15 protein-coding genes are annotated in these 17,135 nt (G+C 64.3%); 10 read left to right on the top strand and 5 right to left on the bottom strand.

Annotated elements, in window-relative coordinates; genetic code table 11:
* Positions 1–307: 307 nt before the first annotated feature.
* Together M2343_RS00750 and M2343_RS00745 are read right to left on the bottom strand one after the other, a co-directional pair.
* Positions 308–1,093, bottom strand: coding sequence for a 3-hydroxybutyrate dehydrogenase (locus M2343_RS00750; protein WP_181560335.1), 786 nt, complete (start codon positions 1,091–1,093; stop codon positions 308–310).
* Positions 1,090–2,268, bottom strand: coding sequence for a patatin-like phospholipase family protein (locus M2343_RS00745; RefSeq protein WP_264575218.1), 1,179 nt, complete (start codon positions 2,266–2,268; stop codon positions 1,090–1,092). Before M2343_RS00745 ends, M2343_RS00750 begins: the two co-directional genes overlap by 4 nt.
* Positions 2,269–2,463: 195 nt before the next feature.
* Between M2343_RS00745 and M2343_RS00740 the strand changes: the two genes are divergently transcribed.
* Positions 2,464–3,348, top strand: coding sequence for a neutral zinc metallopeptidase (locus M2343_RS00740; protein WP_264575217.1), 885 nt, complete (start codon positions 2,464–2,466; stop codon positions 3,346–3,348).
* 841 nt (positions 3,349–4,189) lie between these two features.
* On the opposite strand, the gene dksA is transcribed toward M2343_RS00740, so the two are convergent.
* Positions 4,190–4,651, bottom strand: a complete 462-nt coding sequence (gene dksA / locus M2343_RS00735) for an RNA polymerase-binding protein DksA (protein ID WP_181560338.1) — start codon at positions 4,649–4,651, stop codon at positions 4,190–4,192.
* Between the two features lie 262 nt (positions 4,652–4,913).
* Here dksA and serS point away from each other — a divergent pair, with 262 nt between their 5' ends.
* From serS to rimO, 4 genes are all read left to right on the top strand, one after another.
* The gene (gene serS, locus M2343_RS00730; protein ID WP_264575216.1) at positions 4,914–6,392 is read left to right on the top strand and encodes a serine--tRNA ligase; all 1,479 of its coding nucleotides are present in this window, start codon (positions 4,914–4,916) and stop codon (positions 6,390–6,392) included.
* The gene (gene surE, locus M2343_RS00725; RefSeq protein ID WP_264575215.1) at positions 6,392–7,165 is read left to right on the top strand and encodes a 5'/3'-nucleotidase SurE; all 774 of its coding nucleotides are present in this window, start codon (positions 6,392–6,394) and stop codon (positions 7,163–7,165) included. The genes serS and surE overlap by 1 nt, the downstream gene beginning before the upstream one ends.
* Before the next feature lie 103 nt (positions 7,166–7,268).
* The gene (locus M2343_RS00720) at positions 7,269–8,327 is read left to right on the top strand and encodes a potassium channel family protein (protein WP_264575214.1); all 1,059 of its coding nucleotides are present in this window, start codon (positions 7,269–7,271) and stop codon (positions 8,325–8,327) included.
* A gap of 67 nt (positions 8,328–8,394) precedes the next feature.
* Positions 8,395–9,765 carry a 30S ribosomal protein S12 methylthiotransferase RimO gene (gene rimO / locus M2343_RS00715; RefSeq protein ID WP_264575213.1) on the top strand — a complete coding sequence of 457 codons (1,371 nt, stop codon included), beginning with the start codon at positions 8,395–8,397 and terminating at the stop codon, positions 9,763–9,765.
* Positions 9,766–9,925: 160 nt separating this feature from the next.
* Here rimO and M2343_RS00710 read toward each other — a convergent pair whose 3' ends face one another.
* Positions 9,926–10,753: a DUF3298 and DUF4163 domain-containing protein gene (locus M2343_RS00710; protein ID WP_264575212.1), complete on the bottom strand. Its 828-nt coding sequence runs from the start codon at positions 10,751–10,753 to the stop codon at positions 9,926–9,928.
* Positions 10,754–10,836: 83 nt separating this feature from the next.
* On the opposite strand from M2343_RS00710, the gene M2343_RS00705 reads away from it, so the two are divergent.
* The 5 genes from M2343_RS00705 to M2343_RS00685 all read left to right on the top strand — a co-directional run bounded on the left by M2343_RS00705 (position 10,837) and on the right by M2343_RS00685 (position 15,244).
* Positions 10,837–12,237, top strand: a complete 1,401-nt coding sequence (locus M2343_RS00705) for a leucyl aminopeptidase family protein (protein ID WP_264575211.1) — start codon at positions 10,837–10,839, stop codon at positions 12,235–12,237.
* Positions 12,238–12,328: 91 nt separating this feature from the next.
* Positions 12,329–13,234, top strand: coding sequence for a C40 family peptidase (locus M2343_RS00700; RefSeq protein ID WP_264575210.1), 906 nt, complete (start codon positions 12,329–12,331; stop codon positions 13,232–13,234).
* Positions 13,231–14,157, top strand: a complete 927-nt coding sequence (gene argC, locus M2343_RS00695; RefSeq protein ID WP_264575209.1) for an N-acetyl-gamma-glutamyl-phosphate reductase — start codon at positions 13,231–13,233, stop codon at positions 14,155–14,157. The genes M2343_RS00700 and argC overlap by 4 nt, the downstream gene beginning before the upstream one ends.
* A gap of 236 nt (positions 14,158–14,393) precedes the next feature.
* Positions 14,394–14,924: a peptide-methionine (S)-S-oxide reductase MsrA gene (gene msrA / locus M2343_RS00690; protein ID WP_264575208.1), complete on the top strand. Its 531-nt coding sequence runs from the start codon at positions 14,394–14,396 to the stop codon at positions 14,922–14,924.
* A gap of 98 nt (positions 14,925–15,022) precedes the next feature.
* Positions 15,023–15,244, top strand: a complete 222-nt coding sequence (locus M2343_RS00685) for a hypothetical protein (protein ID WP_264575207.1) — start codon at positions 15,023–15,025, stop codon at positions 15,242–15,244.
* Between the two features lie 45 nt (positions 15,245–15,289).
* Here the strand turns inward: M2343_RS00685 and M2343_RS00680 are convergent, their stop codons facing one another.
* A complete protein-coding gene (locus M2343_RS00680) occupies positions 15,290–17,080 on the bottom strand; it encodes a glycosyltransferase (RefSeq protein ID WP_264575206.1) in 1,791 nt (596 codons plus the stop codon).
* Positions 17,081–17,135 lie beyond the last annotated feature (55 nt).

Raw genomic sequence — 17,135 nt, 5'->3', positions numbered from 1 at the left:
GACACATTGATACAAACTCCGCCGATTGCGACAAAGTCTCGTGACAAGTGGGGGCTATACAGTCCTCATCAGCGTTACTCTCCCACGGCGCTGATACTCTCCCACAGTCCCCGACGGCCCCTCCCTCCCCCAGGGAGGGGTCAAGGACGTTTGGGGGTAAGCGCCCCCCGTTCCCCACCACAACTAAAATTGCGATTAGTGCTCCTGCGCAGGCAGGAGCCTAGGGCGGCAAGGACATGCGGCTGCGCCCTGGGCTCCTGCCTGCGCAGGAGCACGCACTTCTATCTAGCTGTCGTAATTCTAGCCCTCAGGCGGCGGTCCAGCCGCCATCCACGCTGATGTTCGCGCCGGTAATGTTGCTCGCGGGATCCGAGCAGAGGAACATCGCGATGGCGGCGACCTGCTCCACCGTCACGAACTCCTTGGTCGGCTGGCCAGCCAGCAGAACATCGTTGATCACCTGCTCGCGCGTCATGTTGCGCGCTTTCATCGTGTCCGGAATCTGGCCCTCGACCAGCGGGGTCCAGACATAGCCCGGCGAGATGCAGTTGGCGGTGATGCCAAAGGTCGCCAACTCCAGCGCGATCGTCTTGGTGAAGCCGGCAAGGCCGTGCTTGGCCGTCACATAAGCCGACTTGAACGGCGAGGCGACGAGGCTGTGCGCAGAGGCGGTCTGGATGATCCGGCCCCATTTGCGCTGCTTCATATAGGGCACGGCAAGCCGGGTGGTGTGGAAGGCGGATTCCAGATTGAGCTTGATGATGAGGCTCCACTTGTCGAGCGGGAATTCCTCAACCGGCGCGACATGCTGGGTGCCGGCATTGTTGATGAGGATGTCGACGCCACCGAAGGCCTCCGCCGCCTGCGCCATCATCGCCTCGATCTCCTCCGGCTTGGTGAGATCATGGCCGGAATAGATCGCCTTCGCACCACTCGCCTGCTCCAGCGCCAGCCGCTCCTTCTCGATGGCGTCTGCATCGCCAAAGCCGTTGATGACGAGGTTGACGCCCTCGGCCGCCAGCGACTTGGCATAAGCAAGGCCGATGCCCGACGTGGAGCCGGTGATCAGCGCTGTCTTGCCTTTCAAACTCATGCCTGCTTCTCCTTGATCTGACCGGTCAGCGCGAGGTCGAAGGTTGCGCTGCGGCCACTGACGATGTTTTCCGCGATAAGCTGGGTGCCGTGCGAGAGCACGGCGGCGACGGCTGCATCGCCCTGCGCCCAGTGATCCAGCATCGTGCGGCGCGAAAATTCGAAATCGCGAGCGCCGCTGTGCCATGCGCGCAGGCGGTGGATAAGATGGATGATGTTGACCGATCCCTCTTCGATCATCCCCGCCAGCCGCCGCGCCTCGGGTGTTTGGGCGAGGTCCTGCGGCAAGCGATCCAGCAGCGCGCGGATCGCCTCATGCTCGCGCCGGGCGCGGAGGAAGCGGTCCGTGACCTGCCGGGTGCGGCTGGAATATTGAATGTCCTTCTGCCGCGACCAGACATCGCTCATTTCGCGCGGCAGCGGCCCTTCCGCCGGGAAGAGATCGACCTGGAAGATCAGCAGATCACCGGATTGGTGCTCGAGGACATGACTGAGCGGGGTATTGGAGACCAGACCCCCATCCCAATAATGTCGCCCGTCAATCTCCACCTGCGGCAGGCCCGGCGGCAGGGCACCGGAGGCCATGACATGGCGGGCATCGATCCGGCCCCGCCATTGCGGGTCTTGATTGTCGAAATAGACGAAATTGCCGTTCTCGATATCCACTGCGCCAATGGAAAACCGCATGGGACCGTGATTGACCCGGTCCCAGTCGACCAGCCGGTCCAGCGTCTCGCGCAAGGGCGCCGTGTCGTAATAGCTGATCGCTTCCGTCGTTCCGGGCGGCGCCCATAGGGGCTGCAAGAAATGCGGGCGGAAGAAACCTGGTACGCCCCCGAGCAGCACGGCGCCGGCGGCGGCGAGATGTGCGCCCTCGCGCAGATGGTCGTCCTCGGGCAGGCAGATGTTCGGTAGGCCGCTGCTGACGAGAGTCCAGAACTCGGTCAGACGCGCCACCCATTGATCGGGCGCGTTACCGGCGATGATGGCGGCATTGACGGCGCCGATGGAAATGCCCGCGACCCAGTCGATCCCGATGCCCAGCGCCGCCAGCCGCTCGATCACGCCGGCCTGATAAGACCCCAGCGCACCTCCGCCCTGGAGGACCAGCGCGACCTGATCGGGCAAAGGAAGCGGCGCATGGCCGCCGCGGCGACGCGGAGTCGGCATATCCATGGTGCGACGCAATATCCCATTCCCCGGCCGTCCACCAGCGCCGAGCGGGGGACCGGATGTCGTGATCCCCACAGAATTGCCGGGGCCGTGGGATAGTTCCTAGCCTTGTTGCATTTCACCGTCGCAGTGGGGAGAATTTCCCGACACATCGATCATGGCGTGATCATGCAAGCACGCGCTGGGGAAGGGACGAGAATGCGGCTCGACGACGAACGGGAAAGCAGCAACTACGAGATCCAGCGCGGCGGCGGGGGCGGCTTCGGCGGCGGGGGCGGCAATCTGCTCGGCATTTTGCTGCCGATGATCGGCAGTCGTTTCGGCTGCGGCGGCGTGGTGATCGCGCTCGCCGTGTTTGCCTTCATCAGCTTTAGCGGCGGCGGGCTGCTGACCGGCGGAGATTCCTCCCAGCCGGCGACCGAACAGGGCGCTCCTGCGGGTCAGGAGGGCGAGCTGACGCAGATGCAAAGCTTCTCGCTCAAGGTGCTCAACACCACCGAAAGGGTTTGGGGCGATCTCTTCCGGCAGAGTGGCCAGACCTACAAGCCCACCATCCTCTCCTTTTATGCGCAAAGCGGGCGTTCGGGCTGCGGGGCGGCGCAATCGGCCATGGGACCATTTTACTGCCCGCTCGACGAGAAGATTTACCTCGACACGGATTTTTTCCGGGAACTGCAGCAGCGCTTCGGCGCGCCGGGCGACTTCGCCCAGGCCTATGTGATCGCCCATGAAGTCGCGCATCACGTCCAGCATCTGGAGGGCCGGCTGGATGATGTGAACAAAAGGCAGCAGCAACTGGGCGAAGCACAAGCCAATGCGCTGCAGGTCCGCATCGAGCTGCAAGCCGATTGCTACGCAGGGGTGTGGGGACGCCGTACCGGTCTGATGGAAACTGGCGATCTTGAGGAAGGCCTGCGCGCTGCCGCCGCGATCGGCGATGACACGCTGCAGAAGGACGCCGGGCGCCGGCCGGTGCCGGACAGCTTCACCCACGGCACCAGCGCCCAGCGCGTGGCTTGGCTGCGTCGGGGCTACGACTCCGGCGACCCTGCCCAGTGCGACACCTTCAGCGGCGACATCTGATCGTCGAAGCGGGCAGGTGATTCGCGAACAAGGGCGACATTGCATTCGATTGCAATGTTCAGCTAGGAGCAAGGCGCCCTCATCCATGATCAGAAAATGGCGGGTTTCTTTGAATTTTTTTCGCTTCTTTGAGGCGATCCCCGGTTGATTCCGTCACCTCTCGCGGGCGCGAGATAAAACCCAGCGGTGAGAGAGATGAAGAAGGTTTCCCCTCCGGCGAAAATTTTTTCTCTTTTAGATTAAAGGCTTATATCTAAATTACATTTTTGCATCAGCGAGTTTCGTTTTTCGCACTTGCAGCAAAAAACGGATGTGCTATTTAGAAACTGCCTTTCAGGCATCCTCTCCTAAGACTCAAGGGGCCGATCTCTCACGAGGTCGGCCCTTTTTTTTTGTATAAAACTGCATTAGGCAGGCCCGTCTCCATCGCTCTTACAAGATTACTTCGGAGAGGGAGCCGCCGGGAAGACCGGCACGGGCGACGGGACAAAGCGGAGGATCGAGCGCTTAGAAGCAGCTCTCCTCCGCTTTTTCGTTTCTGGACATTGCGCGGGACTATCGAGGCAGCAGTGTCTTGCTGTCATTGGGCAGGCTGACTGCGTAAGCGGCTTTGAGTGCGCGGGTAGGGCACAAGGATGCTCCCCAAGCAACGCGGCAGCCAGGCATCCTTGACAGCTTTGCAAGAAAATAGGGGAGCGCGAGCACGAAACCACGCACGGTCGCAATCAACGCCAGTCGATCAGTCAGGAAGGCAAGCGGCCGAACGCCGCTCGTCGCCAGCGCACCCTGCTAAGATGCGCGAGCTATCAGGACGAAGACAGCTAACCGACGGCCGCTATGATCAATCGTCGCGAGAGACTTTTTCCTGCCGTTCGTGGCGCTCCTGCGCCTCAACGGTCATGGTCGCGATGGGGCGGGCTTCGAGGCGACCGAGCGAGATGGGCTCGCCGGTCACTTCGCAATAGCCATATTCGCCATCGTCGATGCGGCGCAACGCGGCGTCGATCTTCGAGATGAGCTTGCGCTGACGATCGCGGGTGCGCAGCTCGATGGACCAGTCCGTTTCGCTAGAGGCGCGATCGTTGAGATCGGGCTCGCGCAGCGGTTCGCTCTGCAGCGTGGCGAGCGTGCCCTCTGCCTCAGCGAGAATCTGCTTTTTCCAATCGAGCAACCTGCGGCGGAAATATTCCAGCTGCAGCGGCCCCATAAACTCTTCGTCTGCGGAAGGCCGATAGCCTTCGGGAAGATCGATCCCCGAGCCTTTCGAGCCGTTTTTATCCGACGAATCTGCAAGCGAGGCCATTCACTTCTCCGCGTCGATCAAGTCGCCGATTTCCGGCGCTCTCGCGGCGCCTATAGAGCGCAGCCGAGAGTGAAACAAGCACTGTTTCCAGCGCATTGAACGATGACTGAACAACGGCCGAATCCGCTGTGAAACTGCGGCCGAACGAGCCTATTACCGCTGCCCCCGCCAGGCTTGGGCGGCGGTGCCGGTCGCGTCCCCACCACTGGCAGATCGCTGGCCGCTTGATCGGCCATGGCGCGCAGGGCATAGGCGGTGCGCCATGCATGATATCAAAGCCATTCGCGAAAATCCCGCCGCCTTCGACGCCGCCCTCGCCCGCCGTGGCATGGAGCCGGTTGCGGACGATCTCGTTAGCAAAAGTAAGTTAGCTAACCAGTATAAGGCTGAAGCTGATGAGCGGCGTAACCAGTTCAAAAGAGCGACGGAGGAAAATTTCCGGCGAGTTCACGAGATCGTCAAAGCTGAGCATCCCGACTGGACGAAGAAGCAGATTGATCAAGAAGTTTCCGTTCACTTGGGCGGTTTCGCCCGATCTGGCTTGGCTCAAGAGGAAGAACGTATAGCTTCTATGCGCGAGCTAGAGGGTCGCATACTTTCGGACGAGGTTCGTGATCGCCTCGCCGCGATCCCCAATCTCCCCGCCGAAGATGTACCCGATGGCGTCGACGAGACTGGCAATGTGGAAGTGCATCGCTGGGGTACGCCGCGCAGCTTCGACTTCACGCCGCAGGACCATGCCGATTTCGGTCCTGCGCTCGGCCTCGATTTCGAGGGTGCGGCTGCCATGTCCGGCGCGCGCTTTGCGGCGCTGCGGGGGCAGATGGCGCGGCTCCACCGGGCGCTCGCGCAATTCATGCTCGACCGGCAGACGGAGGCCAATGGCTATACCGAGGTCAATCCGCCGCTGCTGGTGCGTGATGAAGCGGTGTTCGGCACCGGGCAGTTGCCCAAGTTCGCCGAGGATTTGTTCCAAACGAGAATTAACGTCACTGATGAAGACATCGATCACGCAATTGCTCGGGCGCTTGTAGACTTTGATTGGAAGGGCAGTCCTTCCGAAGTATCCACGGCGATTGTCTCAAAGGTCGCAGCGCAAATCAAAGAGTCAGTGACGACTAGTGCCACGACCCGCCGCTGGCTCATCCCGACAGCAGAAGTGAGCCTAACCAACCTCGTGCGCGAGCAGATTTTGACCGAGGCCGCGCTGCCGATACGGTTCACGGCGCTCACGCCCTGCTTCCGCTCGGAGGCGGGATCGGCGGGGCGCGATACGCGCGGGTTCATTCGCCAGCATCAGTTCGAGAAGGTCGAGCTGGTGGCGATTTGCACGCCCGATCAGGCGGCGGCCGAGCATGAGCATATGCTCAAATCCGCCGAGGGCATTCTTGAGGCGCTGGGCCTGCCCTATCGCCGGATGCTGCTGTGCGCCGGAGACATGGGCTTCTCTGCCACCAAGACCTTCGATCTGGAAGTGTGGCTGCCGAGCCAGCAGACCTATCGCGAGATCAGCTCCGTCTCGACCTGTGGTGACTTTCAGGCGCGGCGCATGAATGCGCGCTACCGGCCCGAGGGCGAGAAGGGCACGCGCTTCCTCCACACGCTTAACGGATCGGGTCTCGCCGTGGGGCGGACGCTGGTGGCGGTGTTGGAGAATTACCAGAATGCCGATGGCAGCGTGACGGTGCCTGAGGCGCTGCTACCCTATACCGGCGGCCTCAAAGTGCTGACGCCGGCCTGATGCGCATCCTGCTCACCAATGATGACGGCGTGAACGCGCCCGGCCTCAAGGTGCTGGAAAAGATTGCCCGCTGCTTTTCCGACGACATCTGGATCGTCGCACCGATGGAGGAGCAATCGGGCGCCGGGCATAGCCTGACACTCTCCCGCCCGCTGCGCCTGCGCGAGCATGGCGAGAAGCATTACAGCGTCTCCGGCACACCCACCGATGCGGTGATGATGGCGGTAGGGCATCTGATGAAGGACCAGAAGCCCGACCTGCTGCTCTCCGGCGTCAATCGCGGCGCCAATCTGGGCGAGGACGTGACCTATTCCGGCACCGTCTCGGCGGCGATGGAAGGCGCGATCTCCGGCGTGCGCTCGATCGCGCTGAGCCAAGTCTACTCGCGCGAGGGGCTGGGCGACAGCATCCCGTTTGAGGCGGCCGAGGCCTGGGGCGAGCGGGTGGTGCGCGCGCTGCTCAAGCAGGATGCGCTGGAGCGCACGCTCATTAACGTGAACTTCCCGGCCCTACCCGCCAGCGCGATCAAGGGCATCAAGGTCGCGCGCCAGGGCTTCTACGACATCGACCGCACCCGCATCGTGCCGGGCACCGATCCGCGCGGTTATGATTATTTCTGGTTCGGCCTGCACCACAGCGACTCAGCACCGGAAGCGAGCGACCTCGCGGCGGTTTCGGAGGGCTATGTATCAGTGACGCCGCTGCACTACGACCTGACGCACTATGAATTGCTCACGGCGCTGGAAGCGGGGCTGGCGGGGGCCGGGGAATAACGGCAGTGATCTGAAGCCCCTTCTTGGAAGATGAGGGGAGAAGGTTCACTCCTGCCCCCACCTCGCCTTGCACCTTGCCCTCCCCGCTGGCACAAGGCCGGTGATGTTCCAGCGCGACGATCCCCGCGTGCCGCCGCGCGCCTTTTTGCGACGGCGCTCGTCCCTGCCGGTCTGGGCGGACCTCGCGTGGCGGGTGGGCGCGATTCTGATCCTCGCGACGTTCGTTCTGATGGTTCACTGGTTCGAGCGGGATGGGCTGCGCGACAATCTCGACGGGGAGGTTAGCTTTGGCGATGTCGTCTACTTTACCGCCGTGACGGTCACCACCGTGGGCTATGGCGACATCGTGCCGGTCACGGACCGGACGCGATTGTTTGAGAGCATTTTCGTCACCCCGGCGCGCATCTTCGTCTGGCTGATCTTTCTGGGCACGGCCTATCAGTTCGTTTTCCGCAATGTTTGGCACAGGTGGCGCATGTCGCAGATCCAGAAGTCCCTCACCAACCACATCATCGTCGCCGGCTTCGGCACGAGCGGTTCCGAGGCGGTGCGGGAGCTGGTGGCGCGCGGCACCGACCCGCGCTGCATCGTCGTCATCGAGCGCAGCGACGAATCACTGGCGCTGGCCGAGGCGGCTGGTTGCAACGTCCTGAAAGGGGATGCGACCCGCGACCAGACGCTGATGGACGTGCGGGTGCAGGAAGCGCAGGCCATGATCGTTTCGGCAGGACGCGACGACACCTCAATCCTCGTGACGCTGACGGCTCGCCACCTGGCGCCCGATATTCCGCTGAGCGTCGTCGTGCGGGCGCCGGACAATGAGTCGCTGGCCCGCCAGGCGGGTGCGACGACGGTCATTAATCCGGTCAGTTTCGCCGGATTGCTGCTCGCCGGTTCCTGCCAGGGCGCTCATATCGCCGATTACATGGCCGATCTTGCGGCATCGGGCGGGCGCGTGCAGCTGCGCGAGCGCCGCGTCACGCAGGCCGAGGTGGGCGAACCGCTGAGCGCGATCCAGACCGGCCTGGGCGTGCGGCTCTACCGTGCCGGGCGCGCTTATGGTTTCTGGGAGCCAGAGGCCGCGATGCTCTATGCTGGTGACATGATCATCGAGATCATTCCCAACGACGGCGAAACACCGCCCAGCCCCAGCCCGGCGTAACGGCGCAGATGGACCGCGCGGGACGACTCGCCTTTTGCTTGCCGGCGCCCTATATGCGCGCGCAATCATGGCATTGAAAATTCCCGACGCGCCCAAGGTGGGCATGGTCTCGCTCGGCTGCCCCAAGGCGCTGGTCGATTCAGAACGTATCCTCACCAAGCTGAGGAGCGATGGTTACGCCCTGTCCCCAGACTATGATGGCGCGGACGTGGTGCTGGTGAACACCTGCGGCTTCCTCGACAGCGCCAAGGAGGAAAGCCTCGAGGCAATTGGCGAGGCCATTGCCGAGAACGGTCGCGTGATCGTGACCGGCTGCATGGGCAATGAGGCCGAGCTGATCCGCGCCCGCTTCCCGCAGGTGCTGGCGATCACCGGTGCGCATCAATATGAGGATGTGGTCAATGCGGTGCACGACGCCGCGCCGCCCGTCCCCAATGCTTTTGTCGATCTGGTGCCCGAAGGCGGCCTCAAGCTCACCCCGCGCCATTATGGCTATGTGAAGATCAGCGAGGGCTGCAATCACAGCTGCGCCTTCTGCATCATCCCCGACCTGCGCGGGAAGCTCGCCAGCCGGCGGATCGATGCGGTGCTGCGCGAGGCGGAGAAGCTGGTCGCGGCGGGCACCAAGGAACTGCTGATCATCAGCCAGGACACCTCTGCTTATGGGGTGGACGTGCGCCATGAGGAACGGCTGTGGAAGGGCGAACCGGTCCGCACCCACATGACCGACCTCGCCCGCGCGCTTGGCCAGCTGCGTACGCCGCAGGGCGAGCAGCCCTGGGTGCGGCTGCATTATGTCTATCCCTATCCGCATGTCGACGCGGTGATCCCGCTGATGGCGGAAGGGTTGCTGACGCCCTATCTCGACATCCCCTTCCAGCACGCCGCGCCCAATGTGCTGCGCGCCATGAAGCGTCCCGCCAACGAGGCCAAGGTGCTGGAGCGCCTGCGCGGCTGGCGGGAAATCTGCCCGGACATCGCGATCCGCTCCAGCTTCGTCGTCGGCTTCCCCGGCGAGACGGAAGCGGACTTCCAGTATCTGCTCGACTGGCTGGAGGAAGCGCAGCTCGACCGCGTCGGCGCCTTCCGCTTTGAGCCGGTGGAAGGCGCGCAGGCCAATGCCCTGCCCAATCATGTGCCGGACGAGATCAAGGAAGAGCGCTTCCAGCGGATCATGGACGCCTGCGCGCGTATTTCAGCCGCCAAGCTGACCGCCAAGATCGGCCGGACGCTGCCTGTGATTATCGACGAGGTTGGCGAACCGGATGAGGACGGCAGTGTCGGGGCGACCGGCCGCAGCCAGGCTGACGCGCCCGAGATCGACGGGCATGTTTATCTCCGCGACGTCGATCCGGGGCTTGCGGCGGGGGATTTCGTGACCGTCGAGATCGAGGATGCGGACGAGCACGACCTGTTTGGCGTGCCGATTTCGGTCTGACGAAGCTTTCCAGCCTCCCGTTCGTGTCGAGCCCTTCGACTGCCCGCAGGCGGGCGCTCAGGATAAACTTCAGCCGTTAGGCTGAAGTCGAGACACGGGAAGAGCGGTGCTTGTGTGTCTCGACTTCGCTCGACACGAACGGGAGGTGGGGATTGCGGGCCTACTGCGCCGCCGCGAAGGCCCCCTTCCAGGCCGGCTTTACCGCGCCCAGCACGGCCGCATCCACCGGCACTTCGATCTCGTAGATCCCTTCCGCATAGGGCCCGGCCTCATAGGGCATGATGACGAAGTGGACCCTGTCGAGCGCGCCGCCGCCCGAGGTCGCGGCAATGATCGTCTGCTTGGTTGGATCAACACATTGGTCGAATTCGGGGATCGGGCTGCCCTCCCCGCTGCCAACGGGCTCTCCGCGCCGCTTGGTGCGCTCGGCGTTCAAAGCCGCGCAGAAGCGGTCTTTAGCGGCGCGGCCTAGCGCAGCGCTGTCGAACAGGTCGCTGGCCTCCAGCGCCTTGTTCCCGGCCTTGTCCCAGTAGAGAACCTTGACCAGTGGCATGCCGTGGGCGCCGCCCGTATAGCTATAGCCTTCGCTGCGCAGAACGAGCAGCGTCGGCACGTCGGCCGCCACGGACCAGTCCTCGGTGTAGCTATAGCCACGGAAGGGATAGCCGGCTTCCTTTGCGGAGGCTTCTTCTGCCCGGATGCCGTCCTCCGTTTCCTTGCGCTGCTTCTCCGCGCTCTCTTGCAGCATGGCATCGAGCGGGGCGATGGCAGCGGCCTCGGCAGGCCAGCTGACGCGAAATTCGGATTCGCCCTTGGTGAACGCCACCGACTTGCCCGCCACCGCGTTGGCCTGCATCGCATTGGCGGGCTCTGCGACGTTCACCGCATTCTCGACCGGCACCTGCATATTGTTGGCGACGGTCTCATTGCCGCAGGCGGCCAGCGCGATGCACAGGCTGAGCAGAGTGGCGGACTTGATGGGGGCCATGGGGCAATCCTTTCACGAACGGGGCGAGCCTAACGGATCAGCCGGCGCTTGCCGAGGCCCCTTGCGCACTCTAACCCTGCATTATGACGGACCCAGCCGATCTCGTGCGCCCCGACACGGGCCAGACCGCCCATCTCATCCACCTCATCGATGCCGCCAGCCATGAGCAATGGCTCGCCGGACGGACCGAGCGGGAACGCGCCGCGCTCGTGGCGCAGAATTATCAGCCAAAAGCCTATGCCCACGCCATCCTGCCCGGGGAAAAACCCGATGCATGGAGCGTGGTGACATATGTCGCCAATGTCGACTCGCTCTCCAGCTGGTGCCTTGCCAAATTGCCGGGCGTGCTGCCGGCTGGAACCTATCGCTTGGCGGATAGGGAGCCAGGTCCCGCGATCTTCGGCTGGATGACGGCGCAATATCGCTTCGAGCGCTACAAGGCGAAGCCGGCGGCCAAGGGGCCGTGCGTGCTGCTCAGCAGCCAGCCCGGCGCCATTGACGGTGCGGCCGCGCAGGCCCGCGCGACGGCGCTTGTGCGGGATATGGTCAATACGCCGACGGCCGAAATGGGACCGGACGAGATCGAGGCGCAGACGCGCGCGGTCGCCGAGCGCCATGGCGCCACCATGTCGGTGACGCGCGGCGATGCGCTCGAATCGGGCTATCCGATGATCCACGCCGTCGGCCGCGCGGCGGACCGGGCCAATGCGCCCCGCCTCATCGAGCTGGTCTGGGGCCGCGAGGATCATCCCCGCGTCGCGCTGGTCGGCAAAGGCATTACCTTCGATACCGGTGGCCTCGATATCAAGCCGGCCTCCGGAATGCGCCTGATGAAGAAGGACATGGGCGGCGCGGCCCATGCGCTGGCGCTGGCGGATCTCGTAATGGGTGCGGGCCTGCCGGTGCGCCTGCACCTGCTGCTGCCGGTCGCCGAGAACGCCATCGCCGGCAATGCCTTCCGCCCCGGCGATGTGCTGCGCAGCCGCAAGGGGCTGACCGTGGAGATCGGCAATACCGATGCGGAGGGACGGCTGGTGCTCGGCGACGCGCTGACGCGGGCCGGGGAAGACAAGCCCGAACTCATCATCGACTTCGCCACGCTGACCGGTGCGGCCCGGGTCGCGCTCGGCCCGGACCTGCCTGCGCTCTTCACCAATGATGATGCGCTGGCGGCCACGCTGGCCAGCTGTGGCAGCGACGTGGATGATCCCCTCTGGCGCCTGCCCCTTTGGGCGCCCTACAACGACCTGTTCAAGAGCGACATTGCGGACCTCTCCAACAGTGGCGAAACGCCGTTTGCCGGCGCCTCGACGGCGGCGCTGTTCCTCCAGCGCTTCGTGCCGGACAAGACCCTGTGGGTGCATTTCGATACCTTCGCCTGGCGGCCGACCGCCAAACCGGGCCGACCCAAGGGGGGCGAGGCGCTCGGTTTGCGCGCGACCTTTGCCATGCTGCAAAAGCGCTACGGACAGTCGGGGGATTGAGCGATCCGGGCGTCTTCGCCGGGGGCCGGGATGCACCGTCGCGGTCGGGTATCCCTTGACCTTTCGGCCTGTTTTGCCGCAGGGGGCGCCGATGAAACAGACCATCGCCGGGACTAGCGTGGCGTCGTCGCCCGAACGCAAGAGCGTGAAGCTGGATGGGACATCCCGCAGCTACGATCCGCGCGTGCGCGCGATCCGGCCCGATCTGGCCGATGTCGCCCTCGCCGATCTGTATTTCGCGCCGCATTATGCCGCGCCGGTGCCGCGCAGCTGCGTGGTGGCCGCAACGATGCTGCGCGCCGCCCCGGATGCCGCCTCGAGCGCCGTGAGCGAGCTGCTCTATGGCGAGAGCTTTCACATGCTCGATGCCCGCGCCGGCTGGGCCTGGGGCTATTGCGGCCATGACCATTATGTCGGCTATGTGCCGCTGGATGCGCTGGGCGAACCTGCCGAAGCCAGCCATATCGCACGCGGCATGACGCCGGTGTTCGCGGCGGCTGACATCAAATCCCCGGTGCAGATGCTGCTGCCCGCCGGGGCCCAACTGGCGGGTACGGCGCAGGGCGATTTTCTCGCCATCGATGGCGGGTTCGTTCATCAGCGGCACATCCGCACCGTCGCGGATGTCGGGAGCGACTGGGTTGCCGTCGCGGAGCGCCATCTGGGCGCGCCCTATATATGGGGCGGTCGGGGCCTTGGCGTCGACTGCTCGGGGCTTGTCCAGATGGCGCTGGCCGCCTGCGGCATCGCCGCGCCGCGCGACACCGACCAGCAGGCCGAGGCCATCGGCGAGGCGCTGGGCGACAATGCCGCGCTCCGACGAGGCGACATCATCTTCTTCCCCGGCCATGTGGGGCTGATGGTGGATGGCGAGCGCCTGATCCATGCCAATGCCCACGCGATGGCCGTGACCATAGAGCCGCTGGACGATGTCGTCGCGCGGCTCCGCGACACGCATGAGCAGCCGGTGACAGGCCGGCGCAGGATTACGACATGACAAAGATTTTCATTGACGGCGCCGCCGGGACCACCGGCATCCAGATCCGGGACCGGCTGGAGGGGCGCAGCGAATTCGATCTCATCACGCTGGGCGATGCCGCCCGCAAGGACGATGACGCGCGCGCCGAAGCGATCAACGCCGCCGATATCGTCATTCTCTGCCTGCCGGACGATGCTGCGCGCCAGTCCGTGCAGATGATCGCCAATGATCGCACGCGGGTGATCGACGCCTCGACGGCGCATCGCGTGGCCGACGGCTGGGTGTATGGCATGCCGGAGGTCTCCGGCCATGATGCGGTCGCGAAAGCCCGCTTCGTGAGCAATCCCGGCTGCTACTCGACCGGCTTCATCGCGCTGGTCGCGCCGCTGGTGAAAGCCGGCATCATCCCCGCCGAGACGCAGCTCACATGCAACGCCGCCTCCGGCTATTCCGGCGGCGGCAAAGCCATGATCGCCGAATATGAGGGCGCTGATGGCGCACCGAGTGCCTTCCGCACCTATGCGCTCGGCCTTGGCCACAAGCATGTGCCCGAAATGCAGGCCCGCTGCGGCCTAACGCATCGCCCGCTGTTCGCGCCGGCCGTCGTGCCGGTCTATTCCGGCATGATTGTGGACGTCCCGCTGCATCGCGATCTGTTGGCCAATGGCGCGGATGCCGGCACCATCCGCGCGGCGCTGGCCGAGGATTATGCCGGCTCGCCGATCATCAGCGTGGCGGATGGCTATGAGGCTGCGACGCTCCCCATCGAGCTGCTGCGGGACAAGGACATCATGCGCCTGTTCGTCTTTGCGGACGAAAACAGCGCGCAGATCCGACTGGTCGCGGCGCTCGACAATCTCGGCAAGGGCGCGTCCGGCGCTGCCGTGCAGAACCTCAACCTTATGGCGGGCCTTCCGGAGACGACGGGGCTGCGCCTTTAGGCCACGGCCAGCGGATTCCCGGTCCCGTTCGTGTCGAGCGAAGTCGAGACACTTTGCCACTGTGCTTGACGTGTCTCGACTTCAGCTTGCAGCTGAAGTTTATCCTGAGCGCCCGCCTGCGGGCAGTCGAAGGGCTCGACACGAACTGCAGGTGGGCTGGGCGCACCCCTTTGCACCCCGCCACCGGCTTCCTATCTTTGAGGCAACCACACCCCTCCTCGAAAGGACGCCCACTCATGAGCGCGACTGCAACGCTGGCCGGCGGCTGCTTCTGGTGCACAGAAGCGGTCTATCAAAATCTCGCCGGCGTCGAGTCCGTCGAGAGCGGCTATATCGGTGGCAGCAAACCCAACCCCACTTATGAGGAGGTCTGCTCGGGCAGCACGGGCCACGCCGAGGCGATCCGCATCACTTATAATCCGGCCGTGATCGGTTATGGCGATCTGCTCGATATCTTTTTCGCCACGCATGACCCGACGACGCTGAACCGCCAGGGAAATGACATCGGCACCCAATATCGCTCGGCCATCTTCCCTCATGATGCCGAGCAGGAGGCCGAGGCACGCGCTGCCATGGAACGGGCACAGGCGGACTGGCCCAGCCCTATCGTCACGACGATCGAGCCGCTTGCCACCTGGTATCCGGCCGAGGATTATCACCAGCAATATTGGGATCGGGTCGGCGACCGGAACCCTTATTGCATGGCGGTGATCCCACCCAAGCTGCAGAAGCTGCGCAAGGGCTTCGCCGATCGCCTGAGGACCTGAGCAGCAAGCGGCTGCCATTCCGGCGCAGCAGGCTTGCGCGACGGCGGGAAGCCGCTCAGACAGTGCTCCTGTCCCTGATGGACATTGGAGAGGCTGCCATGGTTCGACCTGCCCTGCTGATCGCCGCGAGCGTGCTTGGACCGCTCGCCCTGCAGGGCTGCGTTGCTCGCACCGCCTACAAGGTAGCCAAGGCGCCGGTCGATGCCGGTGCGAAGATGGCTGACTGGGCAACGGTCAGCGGCGACGAAGCGGATCGGGAACGGGGTCGCGAACTCCGGCGCAAATGCAAGGCGCGCTACGACCCTTATTATTGCCAATGAGGCAGGAGGGCGGGACTAGCCGCCCTCCCCTCAATTGTCAGAACCTCAGCTTTCCCAGACGCGGCTGACGGCCACGCGCGCATCCCGCGGAATGTAGCGCGGGCGAGACGGCCTGGGCGCCGGGCGGGAGGCACGAATGGCCGTCGCCGCCATCAATGGCGCACAGAAGAAGCGCAGAGCCAGCGACACGAAGCCGATGAAGCTGAGGAGCGCGATGCCCGTGCCGAGCAGCCCGATGGCGAACAGGCAGAGCACCGCCACGGCGAGCGACGCGCACCCTGCGATCGTCTCTGGCCGGGTCGCTGCAAAGGGCGATTCGTCGGCCAGTCCGGCGAACTTGGGCGTACGTCGCCAGGCGAGCGGGCGATTCGAGAGGCCGGCAATGCCTGCCACCAGCACGACATAGCTGAGCGATGCGCGGGCGATCTCGCCCCACACCATGGCGCCAGTGTCATAGCAGCCGGACAGGCGATAGCGATGCACGAGCCGCACCCACCATGTCGCCGCACCGATGAGCATCAGCAGACCGGCGATGGACGGCACCTTGACCGGCTCCATAGCGCCGATGGCCAGCCCAACGACCATGGCAAGCATGCCGCCCACGCTGACGACGAGCGCGGCCAGCGTCTGCAGCGGCGCGAGGCAGCGCACGACTTCCAGCAATTTGGTCCAACCCGGCAGCGGCGCGGCAAAGGGCGCCGGCAGGAACAGGCGCCAGTGACGGCGCAGCTGCTGCACCGGACCCGCCGTCCACCGGAAGCGCTGCTTCTTGTAATCGTCGAAGGTCTCGGGGATCAGGCCGCGGCCAAAGGTCTCGCCGAAATATAGGCCCTCATAGCCGACCTTGCGCAGGCGGACGGAGACTTCTGAATCCTCGGTCAAACACCACTCGGCCCAGCCACCGGCTTTCACCAGCGCATCCTTGCGCATCAGACACATCGTCCCGATGGTGAAGGCACCGCCATATTCGCTCACGCCGGGGTAATCGACCTTGTTGACCGGCATATATTCCCAATAGCAGGCGCTCAGATAGTCATTGCCCTCATAATCGCGATAGTCGTGGGGCGTCTGTATATAGCCAAGCTTCGGATCGGCGAAGAACGGTAGCAAGCGCGAGAGGAAGTCGTTGCGGGAATAATAATCGGCATCGATCACGCCGATGATCTGCGCATCGGAGGCGGTCTGCTCGAGCAGGAAATTGAGCGCGCCGGCCTTGGCGCCGGGCAGCGGATCGACATGGAAGAAGCGGAAGCATTCCTTGCCGAGCTTCGCGTTGAGGCGTGCGCAATGGGCCTCCAACGGCCTCCAAAGAGCTTCGTCCTTCGTATTATTATCGCAGACCAGAACCTCGAAATTATCGTAATCCTGCGCGGCGAGACGGTTCATCGTCTCGATCACGATCTCGGGCGGTTCGGCATAGCAGGCGAGGTGCAACGAGACCTTGAGATGCGCGGCTGCAGCATCGGATGAGGGAATCGCCACCGGCAGGCGCCAGCGCTCATGCGTCAGCACCGCTTCGCGCGCCACGCTGGCGATGAGATTGGCGAGGAAGGCGAACAGCGTCAGCCCGAGCGCGGCGAAGGCCAGCACCATCAGCAATGGCGGCAGGCCGGCTTCGAGAATGAACAGCGTGCCCCACAGGCTCGTCATCACGCTGCCAAGCCCGGCGCCAGTCAGCCAGAGGATGCCCGGCATGCTGAAGCGCACGAGATAATAGCGCGCGATTGCGACCAGCGTGATCGCGGCGAGGAAGATGGGGATGACCGAGCCGATCTGCCAGGTGACCAGCGCCGTGGCGAAAAGCGCGCCGAACGAAGCGCCCAAAAACTCGTGCACTTCCTCGGAAACCGGCCGAGAAATACGATGCGGCGCAGAAACGGCACGAAGTGTC

Source organism: Sphingobium sp. B8D3B (assembly GCF_025961875.1).
Classification (GTDB): Bacteria; Pseudomonadota; Alphaproteobacteria; order Sphingomonadales; family Sphingomonadaceae; genus Sphingobium.
Note: the sequence above shows the minus strand (reverse complement) of the source record. Positions and strands in the feature narration are given on the sequence as shown.

Bases quoted from the DNA above. Each gene is read 5' to 3' on its own strand.
- M2343_RS00710 (WP_264575212.1), bottom strand. From the start codon at position 10,753: ATGGCCCCCATCAAGTCCGCCACTCTGCTCAGCCTGTGCATCGCGCTG.
- M2343_RS00685 (WP_264575207.1), top strand. From the start codon at position 15,023: ATGGTTCGACCTGCCCTGCTGATCGCCGCGAGCGTGCTTGGACCGCTC.
- M2343_RS00720 (WP_264575214.1), top strand. From the start codon at position 7,269: ATGTTCCAGCGCGACGATCCCCGCGTGCCGCCGCGCGCCTTTTTGCGA.
- M2343_RS00745 (WP_264575218.1), bottom strand. From the start codon at position 2,268: ATGGATATGCCGACTCCGCGTCGCCGCGGCGGCCATGCGCCGCTTCCT.
- serS (WP_264575216.1), top strand. From the start codon at position 4,914: ATGCATGATATCAAAGCCATTCGCGAAAATCCCGCCGCCTTCGACGCC.
- M2343_RS00740 (WP_264575217.1), top strand. From the start codon at position 2,464: ATGCGGCTCGACGACGAACGGGAAAGCAGCAACTACGAGATCCAGCGC.
- msrA (WP_264575208.1), top strand. From the start codon at position 14,394: ATGAGCGCGACTGCAACGCTGGCCGGCGGCTGCTTCTGGTGCACAGAA.
- surE (WP_264575215.1), top strand. From the start codon at position 6,392: ATGCGCATCCTGCTCACCAATGATGACGGCGTGAACGCGCCCGGCCTC.
- M2343_RS00700 (WP_264575210.1), top strand. From the start codon at position 12,329: ATGAAACAGACCATCGCCGGGACTAGCGTGGCGTCGTCGCCCGAACGC.
- M2343_RS00750 (WP_181560335.1), bottom strand. From the start codon at position 1,093: ATGAGTTTGAAAGGCAAGACAGCGCTGATCACCGGCTCCACGTCGGGC.
- rimO (WP_264575213.1), top strand. From the start codon at position 8,395: ATGGCATTGAAAATTCCCGACGCGCCCAAGGTGGGCATGGTCTCGCTC.
- M2343_RS00705 (WP_264575211.1), top strand. From the start codon at position 10,837: ATGACGGACCCAGCCGATCTCGTGCGCCCCGACACGGGCCAGACCGCC.
- argC (WP_264575209.1), top strand. From the start codon at position 13,231: ATGACAAAGATTTTCATTGACGGCGCCGCCGGGACCACCGGCATCCAG.
- dksA (WP_181560338.1), bottom strand. From the start codon at position 4,651: ATGGCCTCGCTTGCAGATTCGTCGGATAAAAACGGCTCGAAAGGCTCG.